At 71.8% G+C, this 19576-nt stretch carries 20 protein-coding genes; 4 read left to right on the forward strand and 16 right to left on the reverse strand.

The genetic code is table 11. The features are described 5' to 3' along the window. Positions 1-62: 62 nt before the first annotated feature. On the reverse strand, positions 63-731 hold the full coding sequence (locus FVE25_RS23470; protein WP_157249198.1) for a response regulator: 669 nt from the start codon (positions 729-731) through the stop codon (positions 63-65). Then, on the reverse strand, positions 728-1909 hold the full coding sequence (locus FVE25_RS23475) for a sensor histidine kinase (protein WP_157249199.1): 1182 nt from the start codon (positions 1907-1909) through the stop codon (positions 728-730). The genes FVE25_RS23470 and FVE25_RS23475 overlap by 4 nt, the downstream gene beginning before the upstream one ends. A gap of 46 nt (positions 1910-1955) precedes the next feature. Between FVE25_RS23475 and FVE25_RS23480 the strand changes: the two genes are divergently transcribed. Continuing rightward, positions 1956-2180 carry a hypothetical protein gene (locus tag FVE25_RS23480; protein ID WP_157249200.1) on the forward strand — a complete coding sequence of 75 codons (225 nt, stop codon included), beginning with the start codon at positions 1956-1958 and terminating at the stop codon, positions 2178-2180. Here the strand turns inward: FVE25_RS23480 and FVE25_RS23485 are convergent. The 4 genes from FVE25_RS23485 to FVE25_RS23500 form a co-directional block, all read right to left on the reverse strand. Beyond that, positions 2177-3208, reverse strand: coding sequence for a fatty acid desaturase family protein (locus FVE25_RS23485; protein WP_157249201.1), 1032 nt, complete (start codon positions 3206-3208; stop codon positions 2177-2179). The genes FVE25_RS23480 and FVE25_RS23485 overlap by 4 nt on opposite strands. Positions 3209-3245: 37 nt before the next feature. Continuing rightward, positions 3246-3719, reverse strand: a complete 474-nt coding sequence (locus tag FVE25_RS23490; protein WP_219825615.1) for a MarR family transcriptional regulator — start codon at positions 3717-3719, stop codon at positions 3246-3248. 49 nt (positions 3720-3768) lie between these two features. Continuing rightward, positions 3769-4017 carry a hypothetical protein gene (locus FVE25_RS55330; RefSeq protein ID WP_246267339.1) on the reverse strand — a complete coding sequence of 83 codons (249 nt, stop codon included), beginning with the start codon at positions 4015-4017 and terminating at the stop codon, positions 3769-3771. Between the two features lie 541 nt (positions 4018-4558). Beyond that, on the reverse strand, positions 4559-5725 hold the full coding sequence (locus FVE25_RS23500) for a low temperature requirement protein A (protein ID WP_219825616.1): 1167 nt from the start codon (positions 5723-5725) through the stop codon (positions 4559-4561). 99 nt (positions 5726-5824) lie between these two features. Between FVE25_RS23500 and FVE25_RS23505 the strand changes: the two genes are divergently transcribed. Further along, on the forward strand, positions 5825-7111 hold the full coding sequence (locus FVE25_RS23505; protein WP_157249202.1) for an FAD-dependent monooxygenase: 1287 nt from the start codon (positions 5825-5827) through the stop codon (positions 7109-7111). Here FVE25_RS23505 and FVE25_RS53930 read toward each other — a convergent pair. Genes FVE25_RS53930 through FVE25_RS23520 form a run of 3 tightly spaced genes read right to left on the reverse strand, consistent with a single transcriptional unit; the run spans position 7036 to position 12313 of the window. Further along, complete coding sequence (locus FVE25_RS53930; RefSeq protein WP_181019686.1) at positions 7036-9852, reverse strand: ATP-binding protein; 2817 nt, start codon at positions 9850-9852, stop codon at positions 7036-7038. The two genes, FVE25_RS23505 and FVE25_RS53930, sit on opposite strands and share 76 nt — an antisense overlap. A gap of 27 nt (positions 9853-9879) precedes the next feature. Then, positions 9880-11007: an amidohydrolase family protein gene (locus tag FVE25_RS23515; protein WP_157249203.1), complete on the reverse strand. Its 1128-nt coding sequence runs from the start codon at positions 11005-11007 to the stop codon at positions 9880-9882. A gap of 49 nt (positions 11008-11056) precedes the next feature. Continuing rightward, positions 11057-12313: an FAD-dependent oxidoreductase gene (locus FVE25_RS23520; protein ID WP_219825617.1), complete on the reverse strand. Its 1257-nt coding sequence runs from the start codon at positions 12311-12313 to the stop codon at positions 11057-11059. A gap of 65 nt (positions 12314-12378) precedes the next feature. On the opposite strand from FVE25_RS23520, the gene FVE25_RS23525 reads away from it, so the two are divergent. Beyond that, a complete protein-coding gene (locus FVE25_RS23525; protein ID WP_219825618.1) occupies positions 12379-12969 on the forward strand; it encodes a TetR/AcrR family transcriptional regulator in 591 nt (196 codons plus the stop codon). On the opposite strand, the gene FVE25_RS23530 is transcribed toward FVE25_RS23525, so the two are convergent. From FVE25_RS23530 to FVE25_RS23540, 3 genes are all read right to left on the reverse strand, one after another. Further along, positions 12962-13171 (reverse strand): hypothetical protein, encoded by a 210-nt coding sequence (locus tag FVE25_RS23530; protein ID WP_157249205.1) that lies wholly within the window; start codon positions 13169-13171, stop codon positions 12962-12964. The two genes, FVE25_RS23525 and FVE25_RS23530, sit on opposite strands and share 8 nt — an antisense overlap. Before the next feature lie 86 nt (positions 13172-13257). Further along, entirely contained in the window at positions 13258-13830 is a 573-nt protein-coding gene (locus FVE25_RS23535; RefSeq protein WP_157249206.1) for a hypothetical protein, read from the reverse strand. Positions 13831-13965: 135 nt separating this feature from the next. Then, positions 13966-14400: a MarR family winged helix-turn-helix transcriptional regulator gene (locus FVE25_RS23540; RefSeq protein ID WP_157249207.1), complete on the reverse strand. Its 435-nt coding sequence runs from the start codon at positions 14398-14400 to the stop codon at positions 13966-13968. A 57-nt stretch (positions 14401-14457) separates the two neighbouring features. On the opposite strand from FVE25_RS23540, the gene FVE25_RS23545 reads away from it, so the two are divergent. After that, a complete protein-coding gene (locus FVE25_RS23545; protein WP_157249208.1) occupies positions 14458-15234 on the forward strand; it encodes an alpha/beta fold hydrolase in 777 nt (258 codons plus the stop codon). Between the two features lies 1 nt (position 15235). Here FVE25_RS23545 and FVE25_RS23550 read toward each other — a convergent pair whose 3' ends face one another. The 4 genes from FVE25_RS23550 to FVE25_RS23565 form a co-directional block, all read right to left on the reverse strand. Next, positions 15236-16753, reverse strand: a complete 1518-nt coding sequence (locus FVE25_RS23550; protein WP_157249209.1) for a M28 family metallopeptidase — start codon at positions 16751-16753, stop codon at positions 15236-15238. Between the two features lie 256 nt (positions 16754-17009). Further along, entirely contained in the window at positions 17010-17774 is a 765-nt protein-coding gene (locus FVE25_RS23555; protein ID WP_157249210.1) for an SDR family oxidoreductase, read from the reverse strand. Then, positions 17771-18385 carry a bifunctional 4-hydroxy-2-oxoglutarate aldolase/2-dehydro-3-deoxy-phosphogluconate aldolase gene (locus tag FVE25_RS23560; RefSeq protein ID WP_157249211.1) on the reverse strand — a complete coding sequence of 205 codons (615 nt, stop codon included), beginning with the start codon at positions 18383-18385 and terminating at the stop codon, positions 17771-17773. Before FVE25_RS23560 ends, FVE25_RS23555 begins: the two co-directional genes overlap by 4 nt. 9 nt (positions 18386-18394) lie before the next feature. Beyond that, positions 18395-19549 carry a DUF4437 domain-containing protein gene (locus tag FVE25_RS23565; RefSeq protein ID WP_157249212.1) on the reverse strand — a complete coding sequence of 385 codons (1155 nt, stop codon included), beginning with the start codon at positions 19547-19549 and terminating at the stop codon, positions 18395-18397. Between the last annotated feature and the right edge of the window lie 27 nt (positions 19550-19576).

A 19576-nucleotide genomic window follows, 5' to 3' on the forward strand; every position in this document is an offset into this window, starting at 1 on the left:
TCAGTCCGCGGCGGGCACCGGTCGTACAACTTTGGCGGTCGGCCCGCCGCCTGCCGTACATCTCAGGGAGTAAGCCACCCCGGGGTGATCATGCCCGCCTCATACGCGAGCACGACGAGCTGGGCCCGGTCGCGCATGCGCAGCTTGGTCATGATGCGGCTGACGTGCGTCTTCACCGTGGCGGGGCTGAGCACCAGGCGTTCGGCGATCTCGTCGTTGGACAGGCCCGCGGCCACCAGCACCATCACCTCGCGCTCGCGTTCGGTCAGCGCGTTGAGCTCGGGGCCCGGCTCGGGGCGTTTGACCCGGCCGGCGAACTCGGCGATCAGCCGGCGGGTGACCGACGGCGCGATCAGCGCGTCGCCCCTGGCCACGACGCGCACGGCGTGGATCAGCTCGGCCGGTTCCGTGTCCTTGACCAGGAAGCCGCTGGCGCCCGCCTTGAGCGCGCCGTACACGTAGTCGTCCAGGTCGAACGTGGTCAGGATGATCACCCGGACGCCGTCCATCCGGGCGTCGGTGACGATCTGGTTGGTGGCCTCCAGCCCGTCGAGCTCGGGCATGCGGATGTCCATGAGCACGACGTCGGGGCGCAGCTCGCGGGCCTGCGCGACGGCCTGCACGCCGTTGGCGGCCTCGCCGACCACCTCGATGTCGTCCTCGTCGGTGAGAATCGACCGGAATCCGGCCCTGACCAGGGTCTGGTCGTCGGCGAGCAGTGCGCGAATCATCGCTTTCCATCCTGTGGTTCGGGTACGGCCCGGCCGGACCCGTGCTCGGGGTGTGCTTGCGGTACGGCCAGCGGCAGGTTGGCCTCGACGGAGAACCCGCCTTGCGGACGGGGGCCGGCTTCCAGCGTGCCGCCGAGGGCGGTGGCTCGTTCGCGCATGCCCTGGACGCCGAAGCCGCTGCCCTCGGAGTAGGCGGCGCCCGGGCCGTCATCCTCCACCCTGATCACGATATTTCCGGACTCGTGGGTGACGGCGACTGTTGCCTGGTCGGTCCCTGAGTGCCGGGAGACGTTCGTCAGCGACTCCTGGATGATCCGGGCGGCGGCCAGGTCCACCTGCGCGGGCAGCTCGGCGGGCGTGCCCTCCACCAGCAGGTTCACCCGCAGCCCCGACCGTTGCACCAGCTCGTCGAGGCGGCTCAGGCTGTCGGCGGGGGCGGTCGGCGCCGCCTCGTCCACCTGCCGCAGCACTCCGAGCGTGGTCCTGAGCTGCCGCAGCGTCTCCTTGCTCGTCTCCTTGATCGCGCGCAGCGCCGCCTCGGCGTCCTCCGGCCGCTTCTTCAGCCCGTGCAGCGCCGCCCCGGCCTGCACGTTGATCATGGAGATGTTGTGACCCAGGACGTCGTGGAGCTCACGGGCGATGCGCAGCCGCTCCTCGGTCTCGCGCCGCCTGGCCTCCTCCTCCTTGGTGTGCTCGGCGTCGAGGGCGCGCTGCTCGGCCTCGCGCTGGTAGGCGCGCCGGTTCATGGTCACGCCGCCGAAGGCGACGGCGGCCACGACCCAGCCGCCGATCATCGCGAACTGGGTGTCGTCCACGTGCCGCACCTCGCCCGTCTCGCCGAGGCCCATCGCGAGCAGCAGGGCGGCGCCGGTCGCGACCGCCGGGATCACGTGGCCCTGGTCGCCGGCGCTGTACAAGGCCACGAGGAAGACGACCAGCATGGGCCCGTCCAGCGTGGCGTAGGGGTAGTAGATGGCCGTGCAGACCGCGATGACCAGCAGCGCGGCCACGGGGAAGCGCCGGCGGAGCACCAGCGCGACGCTGGAGAGCGCGGGAAGCAGGATGTCGAGGCCGTTCGGCTGGAGCTCAGGCTTGAACAGGGCGGTGAGCAGCGTCCCTGTCACCAGGACCACGATCACGGCGATCGACACCCATGTACTCGACTGGAGCCTGCGCATGCGCCCATTGTGTACGGCCGCGCTGCTGGATGGGTAAGTCAGGTTCATGACCATCAAGGAGGAGCTCCGGCACGTCGAGGACGATCTGGCCAGGTTGCGCCAGTCGACGAGGGAACTGCGGGAGCAGATCGGGGACATGGGAGCGACCGACCTGGTCGAGCGCTCCCAAATGCTGGAACTGGCCGACGACCAGGATCAGATCATCGCCGAGCTGGAGGCGCGGCGCGACGGATTGCTGCGCCGGCTTCAAGAGGAAGAGGGACGCGGCTAGGGGAGGGACGCGCGCTCCGCCGGGGGACGGCGGAGCGCGGCGCCGACCTCGTGCAGGTGGCGCAGGGCCTGGCCGTAGGAGTCGACGAGGCCGGTGGCCAGGTAGTCCACGCGGAGTTCGGCGCAGTACTGCTCCACGATCGGCTGGGCGCGGCGCAGGTTGGGCGCGGGCATGTGGGGGAAGAGGTGGTGCTCGATCTGGTAGTTGAGCTGGCCCAGCGCGATGTCGGTGAACCAGCCGCCGTGGACGTTGCGCGAGGTCAGCACCTGCTTGCGCAGGAAGTCGAGCTTGTCGTCGCCGCTCAGGATGGGCATGCCCTTGTGGTTGGGGGCGAACGTGCAGCCCAGGTAGACGCCGAAGACGCCCTGGTGGATGACCAGGAAGAGCAGGGCCTTGCCGAAGGGCAGCACGGTGAAGACCAGGCCGAAGTACCAGGCGCAGTGGGCGAGGAGCAGGGTCGCCTCCAGGCCCCGGTTGCGCATGCTGGGTTTCAGCAGCGATTTGAAGCTGGCGACGTGAAGGTGCCAGGCTTCGAGGGTGAGCAGCGGAAAGAACCAGAACGCCTGATATTTCGCGATGAAGCGCGGCAGGCCGCGACTCCGCTCGACCTGCTCCGTCGACCAGACGATGACCGCCGGGGAGACGTCCGGGTCGTGATCCTCGTGGTTGGGGTTGGCGTGGTGGCGGTTGTGCTTGTCGGTCCACCAGCCCCAGCCGAGCCCGACGCCGAGGTTGCCCACCAGCCGTCCGGCGATCTCGCTCGGCCGCCGGGTGCGGAAGACCTGCCGGTGTCCCAGGTCGTGGGCGAGGAAGCCGAACTGGGTGAAGACGACCGCGAGCAGGACGGCGACCGCCATCTGCCACCACGAGTCGCCCACCCACAGGAACAGCGCCCAGCCGCCGAGGAACGCGATGGTCGCCAGGCTCAGCCGTACGGCGTAATACACGGGACGCCGGTCCAGCAGGCCGGCGTCCGTGATTCTGCGAGCTAGGCGCGCGAAGTCGCTGCCTCTGGTCTCAGTCGTCACGCCCCAACACTGGCGTATCGCGGACGCTTACGGAAGATCAGCGCTTGGCCGGTCGCTTTTCCGCAGCTAGCGCCGTTACGCGAGCGAGCTGCCGGTCGTACATCTCCCGGGCGCGCCGGGTGAAGCCGAGCAGCAGCGCGACCTGCTCGTCGGTGTACCCGGCCAGGAACCGGGCGCCCTCCTCGGCGACCGGGCCGTAGACGACCTGTGACTTCTCCGCCGCCATCGGGGTGGCCCGCACGATCACCTTCCGCCGGTCGCCCGGGTCGGGGGAGCGGGTCAGGTAGCCGAGCTTCTCCAGCCGGTCGAGCATCGCGGTGACGCTGCCCGTGGTCAGCCCCAGGGCGGTGCCGAGCCGGGTCGGCGTCATCGCGTCCGTCCTGCCCAGCAGGTCGAGGCAGCGCAGGTCGGTGCGGTTGACGCCCATGTAGGCGGCGGCCGCCTCGTCGAAGGCGTCCACCGCCGTCTGGTTCGCCTGGACTTCCTCGCTCAGCTCCCGCCGCAGGTCCACGCCGGCCTCCCTCTCTCGACTCCCAAGATACGCGGTAGTCGAGAGATCTTTACAGCTCGGCGGCCCGCTCCAGGAGCGCGCGGCGCTCGGCCTCGCCGTCCGTGCGCGCCGCGGCCTCACGGAAGAGTACGGCGGCGCGCTCCCGGTCACCCGCGCAGGCGGTCAGGTCGGCCTCGGCCGCCACCAGCAGCGGGTAGTCCTTCAACGCCCCGCCCGCGCGCAACCCGGCCAGCAGCGCCAGCCCGGCCCGCGGCCCGAACGCGTACCCGTGCGCCACCGCCCGGTTCAGCTCGACCACCGGACTCGGCAGGACGCGCAGAAGCTCGTCGTAACACCCCGCGATCCGCCGCCAGTCGGTCCCCTCGACCGAAGGCGCCGTGGCATGACAGGCGGCGATCCGGGCCTGCAGCGCGTACGGGCCGGCAACCTGGCCAGCCGGATCGCCTCCTTGGCGAAGGCCGGCTCCCCGTCGGGGTTGTACCCCTGGGTGAACAGCAGGTAGAGCACGGCCAGCACACCGGGCAGCCGCTCGTCCAGCGCCGCCCCCGCGGGCACCCGGTAGGGGATCCCGGCCTCGGCACCGCGCCCAGCGCCGGCACCGCCAGCTCCCGCAACTTCCGCCGCTCGATCGTGGCCCGCCGCAGCACGTCCAGCGCGCGGTTGCGGGCCACGGTCATCAGCCGGCCGCCGGGATTGCCCGGCACGCCCTCGCCGGGCCAGCGTGCCGGCGCCGTCGCCAGCGCCTCCTGCGCGCAGTCCTCGGCGAGGCTCCAGTCGCCGGTGACGCGGATCAGCGCCTCGTCCAGATCGGTGCACTCCAGCAGGTCGAAGCCGGAGATTTATCCGGCGGCCGGCAGCCTCCGGTAGGAGCGGGTGTCCCACACGGCCACCATGACCAGGATCGCCAGCGCGATCGAGCTCAGCGCCACCGGCGGGATCGCGGGCACCAGGATGGCCACGATCCCGGCCGCGCAGAGCAGGCCGATGGCCGTCAGGCGGCTGGGCGAGAGCCTGCCGAAGACCAGGCGCTTGAACAGCGTGTGCCCGGCCAGGTACAACGCCGGCCCGCCCAGCGCCATCAGCACGGTCCACGGTGTGGAGTGGCCGCCCGGGTGGGCGATGACCAGCTCGTCGCCGACGGCCGAGACGATGATGCCGAGCACCATCGGGATGTGCGCGTAGGTGTAGGCGTCACGGCCCAGCCGCCCGGGGTCGTCGGAGTTCTCGATGTGCTCGGCGGCCAGGTCGGCCGTCACGTCGAAGTACACCCACCACATGGCGACGCTGCCCATCAGGCAGATGGTGAACGCGGCCAGCGTGCCCGCGCTCGGTTGGCCCCCGGCCAGCGTGGCGCCGGTCATCAGGATCGACTCGCCGAGGGCGATGATGATGAACAGCTGGCAGCGCTCGGCCATGTGGGCGCCGTTGATCTGCCAGTCGGTGGTCGACGAGCGGCCCAGCACCGGCGTGGGGAAGCCGATCATCGGGGCGCCGTAGTCGAGCAGGAGCGCGACGATCCACAACACCGCCCGCAGGGTGACGTCGTCCACGAGGGCGCCGGCGATCCAGAAGACCGCCGAGAGGACGAACCAGAAGCCCACCCGGATGAACACGCGCTGCACCGCGTGCCCGGCGGTGGCCCAGGTGACCACCGCCGTCCTGATGCACTGGATCGCCACGTAGGCCAGCGCGAACCACAGGGCGCGCTCCCCGAACGCCTCCGGGATCGCCGCCGCCATCACCAGGCTGCACGCCATCAGGAAGCCGAGCAGGATCCGGATGACCGGGTGGTCGGGGCTGCACCAGTTGGTGGTCCAGGAGGTGTACATCCAGGCCCACCACACGGCCAGCGTGAGGAACAGCGCCTGCGCGGCGCCGCTCAGGGACGGGTGGGAGAGCAGCAGATGGGAGAGCTGGGTGACGGCGAAGACGTAGACGAGGTCGAAGAAGAGCTCGAAGGGGGCGACCGTCGGCCCCTTGACACCATGGACGCGGATGACCGTCAACGGACGGCCTCCGCGGCGGCGAACTGCGGCAACATGCGGAACACCCTAGTGACAGCAGATAACAGAGATTTGGCAGAAGGCCACGTCAGGGTGTCAGCCATGAAAAACGTGCTGATCGCGGGCGCCGGCCCGACCGGACTCACCCTCGCCGTCGACCTGGCCAGGCGCGGCGTCCCCTTCCGCGTCATCGACCGCTCGCCCGCCCACCCGACCGGCGTGCGCGGCAAGGGCCTGCAGCCGCGCACCCTGGAGGTCTTCGACGACCTCGGCGTCATCGACGAGATCCTGGCCACCGGCTCCACCTATCCGCCCATCCGCAGCTGGGCCGAGGGGGAGGTGGTCTGGGAGGGGCGGATGAGCGAGATCAAGGAGCCCTCGGCGGCGGTGCCGTACCCGAACCTGATCATGCAGCCGCAGTGGCGCACCGAGCGGATCCTGCGCGACCGGCTGGCCGCCCTGGGGCATGAGGTGGAGCTCGGCGTCGAGCTGACCGGCTTCGAGCAGGACGCCGACGGCGTCACCGCCGTGTTCGGGGACGGCGGGCGGGAGCGGTTCGCCTACCTGGTCGGGGCCGACGGCGGCCGGAGTCTCGTGCGCAGGCGCCTGGGCGTCGGCTTCGCGGGGGAGACGTTCGACAGCGAGCGCATGCTGGTGGCCGACGTGCGGGCTTCCGGGCTCGACCGGTCCTACTGGCACGTCTGGGGGGACATGGCGACCAGAACCCTGCGCCACAGCCTGTGCCCGATCCCCGGGACCGACGTCTTCCAGTTCACCGCGCCGGACGCGGAGGGCTTTCCCGAGATCGTCGAGGAGGTGGTGTGGCGCTCCGAGTACCGGGTCAACATCAGGATGGCCGAGCGGTTCCGAGCCGGCCGGGTCTTCCTGGCCGGGGACGCCGCGCACGTGCACGCGCCCGCGGGCGGGCAGGGACTCAACACCGGCGTCCAGGACGCCTACAACCTCGGCTGGAAGCTGGCCGCCGACACCGAGGAACTGCTGGCCACCTACGAGAGCGAGCGCATGGCCGTGGCCGAGCACGTCCTCGGGCTCAGCACCCGGCTCCTGCGCGAAGGCGACCTCAAGCGGGACGAGGAAACCCAGCAGCTCAACCTCGCCTACCTCGACTCGCCGCTGTCGGCCGGGCCGCGGGGCGGCGAACGGTTCGGGGCGCTGTTCGAGGCGCAGCGCGGGCCGCACTTCCTGCTGCTCGCCGACACGTCCCAGAGGTACGGCGAAGCCGTCCGCGTGCATCCGCCGCTGCCCGGGCAGGAAGGGGTGATCCTGGTGCGGCCCGATGGATATGTCGGGTATCAGGGGGAGGAGAGCGGGCTGATGGCGTATCTCTCCGGGTTCGGCATCGCCGCCCCCGCCGCCAGTTCCCCGTGAAACCGCTCCGCCACCTCGCCTGACGCGGGGACCCCGCGGAGCCTGGCCGCCGCGCCCAGCAGGCGGGCCGCTGCCTCGGGCGCCGCCATCACGTGGGCGGCGGCTTCCAGGACCGTGGCCCGCACGGTTCTGTCCTCGCCGCCCTCCATGAGTTCCAGCGCGCGGCGAAGCGGCGGGCCGGGGTCGGCCACCTTGGCCAGCTCCACGTTGATCAGCGCCTCCAGCTGCGCCGGGACCACGGCCGTGGCGGCGACCGCCAGGGCCTCGCGCAGCAGGGCCGCGGCGGTCGCCGGGTCGCCGGACAACCTGGTCAGCTCGCCCTTGGCGTGCAGGACCCTGACCGTGCCGAGCGGGTCGTCGGCCTTCAGCGCCGCCTGCCAGGCCCGGTCCACGACCGCGGCGGCCCCGGTCAGGTCGCCGGAGCGGGCTCGGAGCTGGGCCAGCCGTACCAGGAACATGAGCGGGCCCGGCAGCGCCTCCAGACCGCCGATCTCGGCGGCGGGCCGCTCGGAGCGCTCGGCGTAGGCCAGCGCGGCCGCGAAGTCGCCCCGGTTCTCGGCCGCCAGCGACAGCCAGTACAGAACGAACGCCAGCCCCCACCGGTCGCCCACGGCGCGGAACCCGTCCAGGGCGGGCAGCAGCAGTTCTTCCGCCCGTCCCGGCTCGCCGTACTCGAACCGGGCGATGCCCGCCATCAGCCGCACCGCCGCCCGCATCCACGCGTCCGGATGCTCGCCGAACCGCGCCACGCCCTCCTCGGCCAGCTCGATCACCCCGCCCGGCGGCCCGAGCCGGTCGGCCAGCGCCCAGGCCGCCAGCGCCGCCGGATGCCCGGACTCCCGGACCACCTCGTCCGGAGCCGCTCCGCCGATCACCCGGGCCAGCCCGTAGGCCAGCTCCCCGTCCTGGGGCGTGCTCCGCCGCAGCACCGCCGCCGCCCACGCCCGCGCCGCCCGCCGCCGCCCGCGCATCACCCACGGCCAGACCCTGGCCAGGAACAGCCGCAGCGGCTCGTCCGTGTGCTCCAGGGCGGCGTCGAGGTTGGCCTGCTCGGCGTCCAGCACGGCCAGCGCGTCGAGCTGGCCGCCGGTCCTGAGGTACGGCTCCGCCTTCTCCGCCAGTTCGGTGTAGTAGCGGGCGTGGGCCGCGTACGGGAGTTCGCCGGTCTCCCGGGCGTACTGCCTGATCGTCTCCAGCACCACGTACCTGTCGCCGGAGATCTGGGCCAGGGACTTGTCCACCAGCGACGACAGCGTCTCCAGGTCCGCCCCGCACACCGTCGTGACCGCCTCCGCCGTCGCGCCGCCGGCGAACACCGACAGCCCGCGCAGCAGGGTCCGCTCCCGGTCGCCGAGCAGGTTCCAGCTCCAGTCGAGCACCGCTCTCAGCGTCCGGTGCCGTGGCTCTGCCGTACGGCTGCCGCGGAAGCTCAGGCGGTCGCCCAGCTGGTCCATCAGGACGGGCAGCGGCATGGTCCGCAGCCGCGCGGCGGTCAGCTCGATGGCCAGCGGGATGCCGTCGAGCTCGGCGCAGACCCTGGCCGCGGCCGTCTGGTCGGCGCCCGGCCGGGCGGCGTCGGCGCGGTCGGTGAACAGGGCGACGGCCGACGCCTCGTCCAGGGGGCGGAGCGGGTGGAGGCGCTCGCCGGGGATGTCCAGGGGCTCCCGGCTGGTGGCGAGGATGCGCAGGTCGGGAACCTCGGCGAGCAGCCAGTGGGCGACCCGGGCGGCGTCCTCGACCACGTGCTCGCAGTTGTCCAGCACCAGGAGGGCGCCGGAGCCCCGGAGCGCGGACACCGGATCGCCGGTCCGCAACACCGCCCCCACAGCCGCCCGCACCCCGCCGCCCTGCCCGTCCTCCTGCCGCCCGGGTATGCCGGCCAGCTCCACCAGCCAGACCCGCTCGAACCCGGACGCCGCCTCGACCGCCAGCCTGGTCTTGCCGACGCCGCCGGGACCGGTCAGCGTCACCAGCCTGTCCGCGCCGCCGAGCAGGGCCCGCAGGCGGCTCAGGTCGGCGGCGCGGCCGACGAAGCTGGTCAGGCGGGCGGGCAGGCCGGGAGGAACCGCCGGAGAGGTGTCGGTGCGCAGGGCGGCGGCGTGGGCGGCGCGCAGTTCCTGGCCGGGGGCGGCACCGAGCTGGTCGTCCAGTTCGGCGCGGATCCGCTCGTAGGCGGCCAGCGCCTCGGCGGGGCGGCCGTTCGCGGCCAGCGCCCGGACCAGCAGCGCGTGGAAGGGCTCCCGCAGGGGGTGGGCCGCGATGAGACCCTCCAGCTCGGCCAGCACGTCGGCGCCGGTGGCCAGGTCGGCGGCGATGCGGGTGGCCAGGGCCTGCAGGCGGAGCTCTTCGAGCCGGGCGGCGGGCGCCACGGTGAACGGCAGGCCGTCCGCCCCGGCCAGCGCCGGACCCCGCCAGAGGGCGAGGGCCGCGTGCGCGTCGCCGGCGCGGACCAGGCGTTCGAACGCCCAGGTGTCCACGTCGGCGGCGGGCACGTCGAGCCGGTACCCGGAGGGGTGGGAGGCGATCAGCCCCGGGGCTTCGCGGCGAGCCCGGGAGACGAGGGACTGCAGCGCGGCCTGCGGGTGCGCGGGCGCCGCGTCGGGCCAGAGATCGCCGGCGAGCCGGTCGGCGGGCACGACCCGGCCGGGGTCGAGCGCCAGCCTGACGATCAGCGACCGCACCCGGGCCCCGCCGATCTCGGCTCCCGACACGAGCAGCGGCCCGAGGAGGGCGATCCGCACGCCGCTCACTCTAGCGATCGGAGGGGTTCACACCTTCTGCCCCATCCGGTACACGGCCAGCGGCCTGAGCAGGGAGGTCACGTCGGCCAGCGGATCACCCGCCACCGCCAGCAGGTCGGCGTCGAAACCCGGCGCGATGCGCCCTTTCCTGGCACCCACCCGGCAGGCCCCGGCCGCCACCGAGGTGCTCGCGCGCAGCACGTCCAGCGGCTGGAACCCCAGGTCCACCAGGTGCCGGACGGCGTGGGGCATCAGCCCGTGCGGCTTGATGGGGGCGATGCCCGCGTCGCTCCCGATCACGAACGTCACCCCGGCCGCGTACAACTCCCGCAGCACCCCCGCGGTCTTCGGCCAGCGCGCCCGGATCTCCGCCGGAACCTCCAGGCCGGGCACGGGCACGATGCCCGCGGTCATCGAGACGACGACCGGGGAGTCGGCCAGGGCGGCGATGGTGCGCGGGTCGGGCTCGACGGAGTTCTCGGTCCAGAAGGCGCAGTGCTCGATCGTGTCGAAGCCGGCCCGGAGGGCGTGGGCGATGCCCTGGGGGCTGTGGGCGTGGGCGGCGGCGGGCAGGCCGGCGGCGTGCGCCTCGGCCACGGCTGCGGTCAATTCGGCGGGGCCGTACTGCAGCCGGTGGGGGTGCGAGCCTTCGGTCATCTGGCCGCCGGTGACCATCACCTTGATGACGTGCACGCCCTTCCCGGCCCGTTCGCGTACGGCGGCGCGGACGGCGGACTCCCCGTCGGCCTGGCCGCCGAGCCACCAGCAGTGCCCGCCGGAGGTGGTGATGGGCGGGCCCGCGGCGAGGATCTCGGGTCCTTCGGCGGGGCCGAGTCCCAGGCCGAGCGCCATGTAGTCGCGGTCGCCGAGGTCGCGGACGGTGGTGACGCCGGCCAGGAGGTGCTGCTTGGCGGCCTGGCGCATGCGGGTGGCCAGGCCGGGCCGGTCGAGCTGGGCGACCGGGTCGGGGCCGGCGTCGAAGGCCAGGTGGACGTGGCAGTCGATGAGGCCGGGCAGGAGCGTGGCCGCGCCCAGGTCCAGGTCCGCGCGGCCGGGGCCGGAGACCGCGGCGATCCGGTCGCCGTCGATGGTCACCACCCGGTCCTCGTAGAGTTCGTGGCCGTCGAACAGGCGGCGTGCCCGCAGGGTGAACATGGCTCCACCATCGCAGGGGCGGCGCCGGATGGCCTGAGTAGACCCGTGCTCAGGAGAAGACCTTGGCCTTGAGCGAGGGGAAGCGCTGGACGGTCCGCAGGAAGGTCTTGAAGCCCATCCTGGCCAGCCGGTTGTCGCCGACGAACTGGTGGGCCGAGCGCAACGAGTCACGCACGGCGGCGAAGCCGTACTCGCGCATCTGCTCCTCGTAGCGGGCGATGGCCGCGAGTTCGTCGCCGCCGCCGGTCAGGGCGAGGGTGAGCAGGCGGGCGTCGCGCAGCGCGGTGTTGGCGCCGATGCCGCGCATGGGGGTCATGCTGTGGATGGCGTCGCCGAGCAGGGTGACGGTGGTCGGCTCCCAGGCGGCGATCGGGATGGACGTGCGGATCGGCAGCAGGGTGACGGTGTCGGGGTGGGAGCGCTCGATCAGCGTGCGCAGGTCGGGGTGCCAGGTGCTGATCAGGCCGGCGACGGCGGCCTGGAGCTGGGGGCCGGTCAGCTCGGCCAGGTCGGCGGGGAAGCGGCCTTCGGCGGCGCCGACCGCCCACAGTATGTAGCTGGAGGTGTTGTCCAGGAGGGCGCCCTCGTGCTCGGTGGCGCCGATGCCCGTGCGCGGGGCGGCCTCGCCGAGGTCGTGCGGGGCGCAGAACAGGCCGACGCCCTTGGGCGCGATGACGTTGTTCGGGCCGTCGGTGAGGCGGCGGGCCAGCAGGCGCCGGGTCTCGGCGGTCAGCGGGAACTTGCCCGCGGCCGTGGTGATGCCGGTGTCGACGCGTTCGGCGTGCGGGAGGTACTGCCTGCGCACGCGTGAGGTGCCGCCGTCGGCGCCGACCAGGATGTCGGCCACCGCGCTGGAGCCGTCGGCGAAGTGCAGGCGGATCCGGCCGTCGGCCTGGCGTTCGTAGCGCTCGTAGGTCTTGCCGAACCGGACCACGTCCTCCAGGCCGGACAGCAGGACCTGCCGGAGCGTGATGCGGCTGACCGAGTGGTGGTCGTCGGCCGGGTCGGCGGCCTTGGGGGTCTCGATCATCGCCAGCAGCTCCAGTTGCTCGGTGAGGAAGCCGAAGTCCTGGCCGCCGGTGCCGGTGGTGTCGAGGAAGGACTGCCAGAGGTGCGGGGGCAGGCAGTCGCGCAGGGCGCGGGCGCCGTTGGGGTCGATGTGGACCCGGTAGCCCTGCAGCCGGGCGGAGGGCGTGCGGTCGCGTTCGTAGACGGTGACTTTGACGCCGGCCTTGTGGAGGCCCTGGGCCAGGCAGAGCCCGCCGATGCCGCCGCCGATGATCGCCACGTGCTTGTTCGTCGTCATGCGGTCAACTATCAACCATATGGATGATTCTGTCAACCATCCGGATGGATGATAAAGTGGGACGCATGAGACGAGCGCCAGAAGAGAAGCAGCGCGACCCGGAGCGCACCAAAGCGCGCATTCTCGAGGCGGCCGTGGCCGAATTCGGCGCGAAGGGCTTCGCGGGGGCGAGAGTGAGCGAGATCGCCGCCCGGGCAGGGGTCAACAAGCAGCTGATCTCGTACTACTTCGGCGGCAAGGAAGGGCTCTACCGCGAGCTCACGGTGCGCTGGCAGAGCGAGGAGAACGCCTTCGCCGACCGGTCGGCGAGGCTGGGCGAGCTGGTGGCCGGATACGTGCGGGCCACCTCCGCCAACCGCGACTTCGGGCGGCTCATGGTCTGGGAGGGGCTCACCGAGGACGGCCCCGCCGACCCCGCCTTCGTCGCCGGCATCCGCGACAACGTGGCCGCGCTGCGCAGGCGGCAGCAGGAAGGGGAGTTCCCCGACGACCTGGATCCGGGATCGGTCATGGTGGCGATGTTCGCGATGGCGGCTGCCGGGGTGTCCTTCCCCCAGCTCGTCCGGGCCGCCACCGGACTGGACCCCGCCTCACCCGAGTTCGGGGACCACTACGCCGACCAGGTCAGCCGCCTGATCGGCCACCTGGCTACTTAGTCAGGTCGTCGAAGAGGTCGAGGGCGGCCCGCCGTACCTCGTCGGGGGAGAGGCCGTCGAGCGTGGTCCGCGCGTGGTCGGCGTCGCGGGTGGTGGCCAGCGTGATGGCCACGGACGACGCCGCCGCCCGGCGCACCGACCCGGCGGGGGCGCCGTCGGCGAGCTCCTGGGCACTGGCGGCGAGGTCGAGGTTGTCTTTCAACGGATCTCCTCGGCGTGGTGGCGGCAGAGGGGCCCATTGCATCATCTGAGGTGGAGGTGAATCCACCCTTCGGGGAATTCCCGGCATCAGGTGGCGTAAGCGGGCACGCGATCCTCCCTCGACAGGCTCGCGAAGGACACCAGCAGGCAGAGCGCGGCCAGCGGGATGAGGTCCTTGTTGACCAGGGGCAGCACGAAGTCGAGCGTGACCAGGATCGGCGTCCAGAACTTCGCCTTGCGGGCGACGGCGAGCTGGGTGACGAGGGCGACCTGGGCGAGGTAGAACAGGGCGGGCCCGGCCTGGTAGACGAGGAGCTCCACGCCGGGCACCGCCTGGACCGCGTCGAACACCTGGCTCATGCCCGCTTTGTCGGCGGCCACGAACCCGGCAACGATGTCGATGACAAACTGGGCGCCGAGACAGGCGAGGCCGGCGAACCCGACGACCGCGCTGGCCGTGGCCAGGACGCCGCCGCCAAGCCTCCGCCTCATGTCCGCAAATATCGGGACAAAGAGGGTGAGGGCGACCAGGAAGGCGAGATGCCCCGTCGTCCAGGCCACCCCCGGCCCACGTGAGCCGTCCAGCCCGTCGAGGATGCGGATCACCCCGTAGGCGAAGACGAAGACCGGGGCGGCGAGATAAACAGTGCGCAGATTCATGACCCCAATCCTGCGAATCCACGCCCGGAAAAGGATCGCCGGTGCGAGCGATCTCCGCATTCCCTCGCTCGGGGGATGCCGAAGACCGGCGGGCGGAACCGACCGGTCTCGAGCTGGGAGAGTGGAAGGCGCGGGTCAGTCCACGTCCACGTCGTCGAGGTGGCGGAGCAGGCGGGTGAGGACGCGGACGCAGGCGACCAGGTCGGCCTCGGTCAGGTCGCCGCCCGGCTCGCGCAACATGGCGCGTTCGAGTTCGACCACCTGGTTGACCGCGGCCTGGCCCGCGTCGGTCAGCCGGATGAGGGAGGACCTCTTGTGCGCCGGGTTCGGGATGGGCTCGACCAGGCCGCGGGCGGCCGCGTCGTTGGTCATCCGCTGCACGAACTGGCGGCTCAGCGCCTGGGCGCGGCCCATCTGGGGCACGGTCATGGGCCCGTGGCGCAGCATGGTGAGGATCGCCCGGATGCCGACTTCGAGGGGGATGTCCCGCTCGACCTTGCGCTGGGCGCGCCGGTAGAGCGGGCCCACGAGGTCGAAGACCTCGATGAGCCGGTCTTCGTTCTGTCTCATCGTCCAATCATGACACCTAGGTTGTCATTCTGATGCACTAATGACAACCTAGGTGTCATGAGAGATATCTTCCTGTTGGACACCGGCACCGGCCGGCCCGTCGTTCTCCTGCACGGCGGCTTCGTGGACCACGAGATGTGGCTCGACCAGATTCCCGTGCTCGCCTCCGGTTACCGGGTCATCGCCCCCGATGCCCGCGGCCATGGGCGATCGGGCATCTCCGCCGTGCCGTACCGGCTGGCCGACGACGTCGCGGCGCTGCTGCGTGAGCTGGAGACCGGGCCGGCGGTGCTGGTCGGAGTGTCCATGGGGGCGGCCACCGCCGTCGAGACCGCGCTGGAGCACCCCGAACTGGTCAGCGGCCTGGTCATCAGCGGGGCCGGGGGCACCCCGCCCATCTACCACGATTCCTGGACCCTTCAGGCGATGGCCACCTGGAACGCCGCGATGGCCGCGGGCGACCTGGAAGGGTCCATCGAGGGGTTCATGGCCTTCGTCGCCGGGCCGTACCGGAGCCTGGACGACGTCGATCCCGGTGTCGTGCGCAGGGTGCGGGAGATGGGCAGGAGGACGATGTCCAGGCACAGCGCGGGCGAGCCCAGCCTGCTGAGGCCGGTCGAGGACGTCTGGGCGCGGGCGGCCGGGATCGAGGTGCCGGTGCTCGCCGTCCACGGCGGCATCGACTCGCCGGACTGCATCGAGATGGCCGAGCGGATCGTGCGCTCCGTGCGGTACGGCAAGGCCGTCACGATCGACGGAACCGCCCACTACCCGAACATGGAACGCCCGGAGGTCTTCAACACGATCGTTGAAGAGTTCCTCCGGGCGTTGTAGGTCACTCGGCGGTGGTCGCAGCGACCTTGGCGGCGGCCGCAACGTTGTGCCGCGGGATGTCCCGCAGGTTGAACGCGTAGCGGATGGTGGAGTCGGCGATGGCGTCGGAGTTGACGTCCAGTGCCGTCAGGTTGATGTTGTTGATGGTGTCGCAGGCCTGGTGGTAGCAGATGTCGTAGGCGACACCCGCCTGCCCGCCGAACAACGCCTGCTCGGCCGGGGTCTTGATGCCCTCGGCGCCGGTGAAGATGCCGCCCGAGGGGATGCCGACCGCGATGAACGGCCCGTAGTCGGAGCGGCCGTCGAAGTCGGTGCCGACGGTGGCCAGGTTGCGCGACTGGAAGAACTTGTTGAGCTGCTTCTCGATCTGGTCGCTTCCGGGGGGACCGGCGGGCGAGCCGGCCTGGTCGGAGTCGTCGCCGTCGTAGAGCTTGTAGGCGAAGTTGGGCGAGGCGACCATGTCGAAGTTCAGGTAGAGCCGGATGCGCTTGCGCTCCTGCTCGGTCAGCTTGGCCACGTACTGGTCGGAGCCGAGCAGCCCGATCTCCTCGCTGGTCCAGAACGCGAAGCGGACCTTGTTCTTGACCGGGAAGTGCGCCATCTGCAGCGCGGTCTCGAGGATGGCGGCGCTGCCGGAGCCGTTGTCGTTGATGCCGGGGCCGGCGGGGACGCCGTCCAGGTGGGCGCCGACCATGACGACGTTGCGGGGGTCGCCGCCCTTGGTCTCGGCGATGACGTTGTCGCTCTTGCCGAGGGTCAGCGTGGCGTCCACCTTCAGGCGGACGGTCGCGCCGGAGGTCGCGGCCAGCTCGTTGCCCACGGCGAAGTCGGCGAAGACCATCGGCACGCCGCCGCGCCACTCGCCGATGTCCAGCGCGAAGGCGTCGGTGCGGCCCGGCTGGCCCTCGTTGAAGACGATGATGCCGGCGGCCCCTGCCGCGCCGGCGTTGCGGATCTTCTGGGCGAAGGCGCAGGTGCCGCGCTGGATGAGCGCGATGCGGCCGGGCACGAAGCCGGTGAAGTCGGACGCCTCGCAGCCGCTGGTGGAGGTGGGCGTGGGCGTGGGCGGAAGGACCAGGTCGACGCCCTGGACCTGCGCGGTCACGTCACCGGGAGGCGACGGGCGGAACGTGAAGAAGTCATCGTTGGGCACGTATGTCTTCTGGTTCGGCGCAGTCAGGTTGAGCGTCGGAGGATTGTTCTCGACCCAGTTCTGTACGTAATCGGTCGGCTGAAGGGTGACCTTGTAGCCGGCCTTGCGCAGTTTGTTCGCCACGTAGTCACGCGAGGCCGGGTAGCCGGGCGTGCCGGTGGCACGGGTTCCGCCATTGGCGTCCGCGATCGCCTGGAGGGCGTCGAGGTGCTTCTTGACGTTGGTGCCCTTGACCTGCTTCACCAGGATCTTGGCGAAGACGTCGTCGAGCCCTCCACCCGTCGCCTGGGCGGGCGAGGAAAGAGCCACGGGAAGGGCGATCACCGCGACCAGCGCGGTGATCCCTCTCCGCAGGGAGGTACGCATACGGGACTCCTTGGTTGACGGAAGATTTCCCCGATGGTGCGCGTCGCCTCTGGAACGTAACAGGTCTTGATCGTCGCGCCTAGGCATGCTTTGTGACACCTTGGGCGTCGGATGGCGGTGTGGTGTGACGCGCTATATCCATGACGAACTTGGACTTTGCGGTCAAATCACATGGGAGACCGAGACTTTCTGGGCTTTGTCCAAAATCGGCACTTTTCTCTGGGGTCAACCTCCGGTCAGGAAACGTTCGGTCACCTCAGGCGAACCGTGCGCTCATGCCCCCGTCCACCGCCCACTCCGCCCCGGTCACGAACGCGGCGGCGCCGGAGGCCAGAAAGCACACGACCTCGGCGACCTCGTCCGGCGTGCCGATCCTGCCCATAGGGTGTAGGCCCTCGATCCTGGCCCGCTCGCCCGGATCCGGATGCCCGGCCAGGTACTCCTCCACCAGCCGCGTGGCCGTCCAGCCCGGGCTGACAGCGTTGACCCGGACCCCGAACGGGCCCGTCTCCAGCGCCAGGCTCCGGGTCAGCCCGACCAGCCCCGACTTGGCCGCCGCATACGGGAACATGCCCCGGCTGGTCATCCTGGCGTGCAACGAGGCGATGTTCACGATCGAACCCCGGCCGGCCGCCTTCATCCCCGGCAGCACGGCCCGCGCCATCAGCCACGCGGCCTTCAGATCGATCGCGAACACCGCGTCCCACTCGGCCTCGGACATCCCGACCGGGTCGAAGGAGGCGTTCCGCCCCGCGTTGTTCACCAGCACCGTGACCGGGCCCAGCTCCGCCACGACCGCGCTCACGGCCGCCTCCACCTGCCCGGCCTCGGTGATGTCGGCCTGTACGGCGAAGCCGCGCCCACCGGGCGACACGTCGATCACGGCAACCCGGGCGCCCTCGCGCTCGGCCACCCCGGCCACGGCCGCGCCGATACCCCGCGCGCCACCGGTGACCACCACCACCTCACCCGCCAGCCGCCCGCTCGTCCTCCCACCCTCGCCCGCCGGCCGCCCGCTCATTCCCCCGCCCTCGCCTGGACCGCGTCGAGAAGGGCCTTCACCGTGCCCGCGTCCCCCGAGGTGATCGCGCCCCCGACGCCGCAGGCCACCGCGCCGGCGGCGATCCACTCGGGCGCGGACTCGGCCGTGATGCCGCCGGTCGGCACCAGCGGGGCCTGGGGGAGGGCCTGCAGCAGGCTGCGTACCACGCCGGGAGCGGACGCCACCGCGGGGAAGAGCTTCACCGCGTCCGCCCCCGCCTCCAGCGCGGCCACGATCTCGGTCGCCGTGGCCGCGCCGGGCAGGGCGGCCAGGCCGTACCGGTGGGCGGTGGAGATCACGCCGGCGTTCAGGGACGGCGCGACGAGGAAGCGGGCGCCGGCGAGCGCGGCCAGGCGGGCGCTGGTCTCGTCCAGGACGGTGCCGGCGCCGACGACCGCATGGGGCCGGGCGCGCACGATCTCGGCCACGGCCTCCAGGGCGCCCGGGGTGGTGAGCGAGACCTCGACGACGTCCAGCCCGGCGTCGACGGTGGCCAGCGCCGCACGCACGGCCGCGGCGGCGTCCTCCGCGCGCACGATGCCGATGATCCGGCGTCCGGCGATTCTGTTCATGATCTGCCAGCGGTACATATCTCTTCCCTACATCCCGTCGCCGTCCCAGCGGCCGCGGGAGCGTGAGCGCACGGGCAGGCTGGAGATGATCGGGGCCGGGATCGGGTCGCCGGGCTTCCAGGCGCGGCCCGCGCCCCGGTTGTGGGCGGCGGCGCCGGTCCGCTCGTCCGGGTGCTCCAGCGTGGCCGGGTCAGCGCCCCAATCGGCGGCCGGGTGGGTGTGGCCGGTCTGCAGGAGGGCGGTGTCCAGGGCTTTGGCGATGGCCGACAGGCTCGGGTCGGGCCCGAGCCCGTGCGGGACGTGGTCGCCCTGCTGCCGGGTGTGCTCCAGCGACCGGCGTAACATGGCCAGCTCCCTCTCGGGGCGCTCGCCACTGCCCAGGTCGTGGCTCGACTGCGACCAGCGGCCCTGGGGACCGTAGTTCAGGGCCTCGCCGCCCCAGCGCACCCACTCGTCGCGCGTGTGCCAGTTGAACAACTCCCCGTCCGAGCGCAGCAGCCAGGTGGCGCCGCCCTCCATCGAGGTGAAGTGACCGTGTTTGACCCGCGCCGGGCGGAAGAAGTACGTGCCGGCGTCGAGGGTGCCGAAGTTGTACTCCATGTGCCCCTGGAGGGTGTACGCCTCCTCGTAGCAGGGGTGGTGTTCGAGCCGGTGGTCGGCCCAGCCTTCCTCCGCGTGCACGAGCCTGGTGTAGAAGCCGGTCATGGGATCCACGTGCAGATATTTGATGAAAAGTCCGGGCATGGGGCCTGGCTTGGGTACCGCGTCCCACGCCATCGTGCCGGAGTCGATCACGGTGACGTTCTCCCGGGCGTCGGCCCACCGCCGGGCGCCGGGGTCGAACCCGGCGTCGCCGTACTCGCGGTAGTGCAGGATTCTGGCGCCCGCGGAGAAGGCGACTGCCTCGGCCGGCACCCCTTTGGGCGCGTGCACGTAACCGCCCGGGCCGAGGCGCCGCCCGCCGTACGTCATCGAGCCGTCGAGCACGTAGTACTCGGTGTCGGCGTGATGGACGCCGGGCGCGCGGCCCCAGGCGGTGCGGAAGTCGACGCGCAGCGACGACGAGCCGTCCTCCTCGTCCACCGACAACCGCCGCTCGACGGCCCGTCCCTCGCCTTCGGGCAGTTCGGCCGCGTGCCAGATGTAGTCGTCCTCGTGGATCACTTCGACATGGGGGCGCATAGCGATGATCCTGCGGCCCGGCGGCGT

This window comes from Nonomuraea typhae, assembly GCF_009760925.1.
GTDB classification, from domain to species: domain Bacteria; phylum Actinomycetota; class Actinomycetes; order Streptosporangiales; family Streptosporangiaceae; genus Nonomuraea; species Nonomuraea typhae.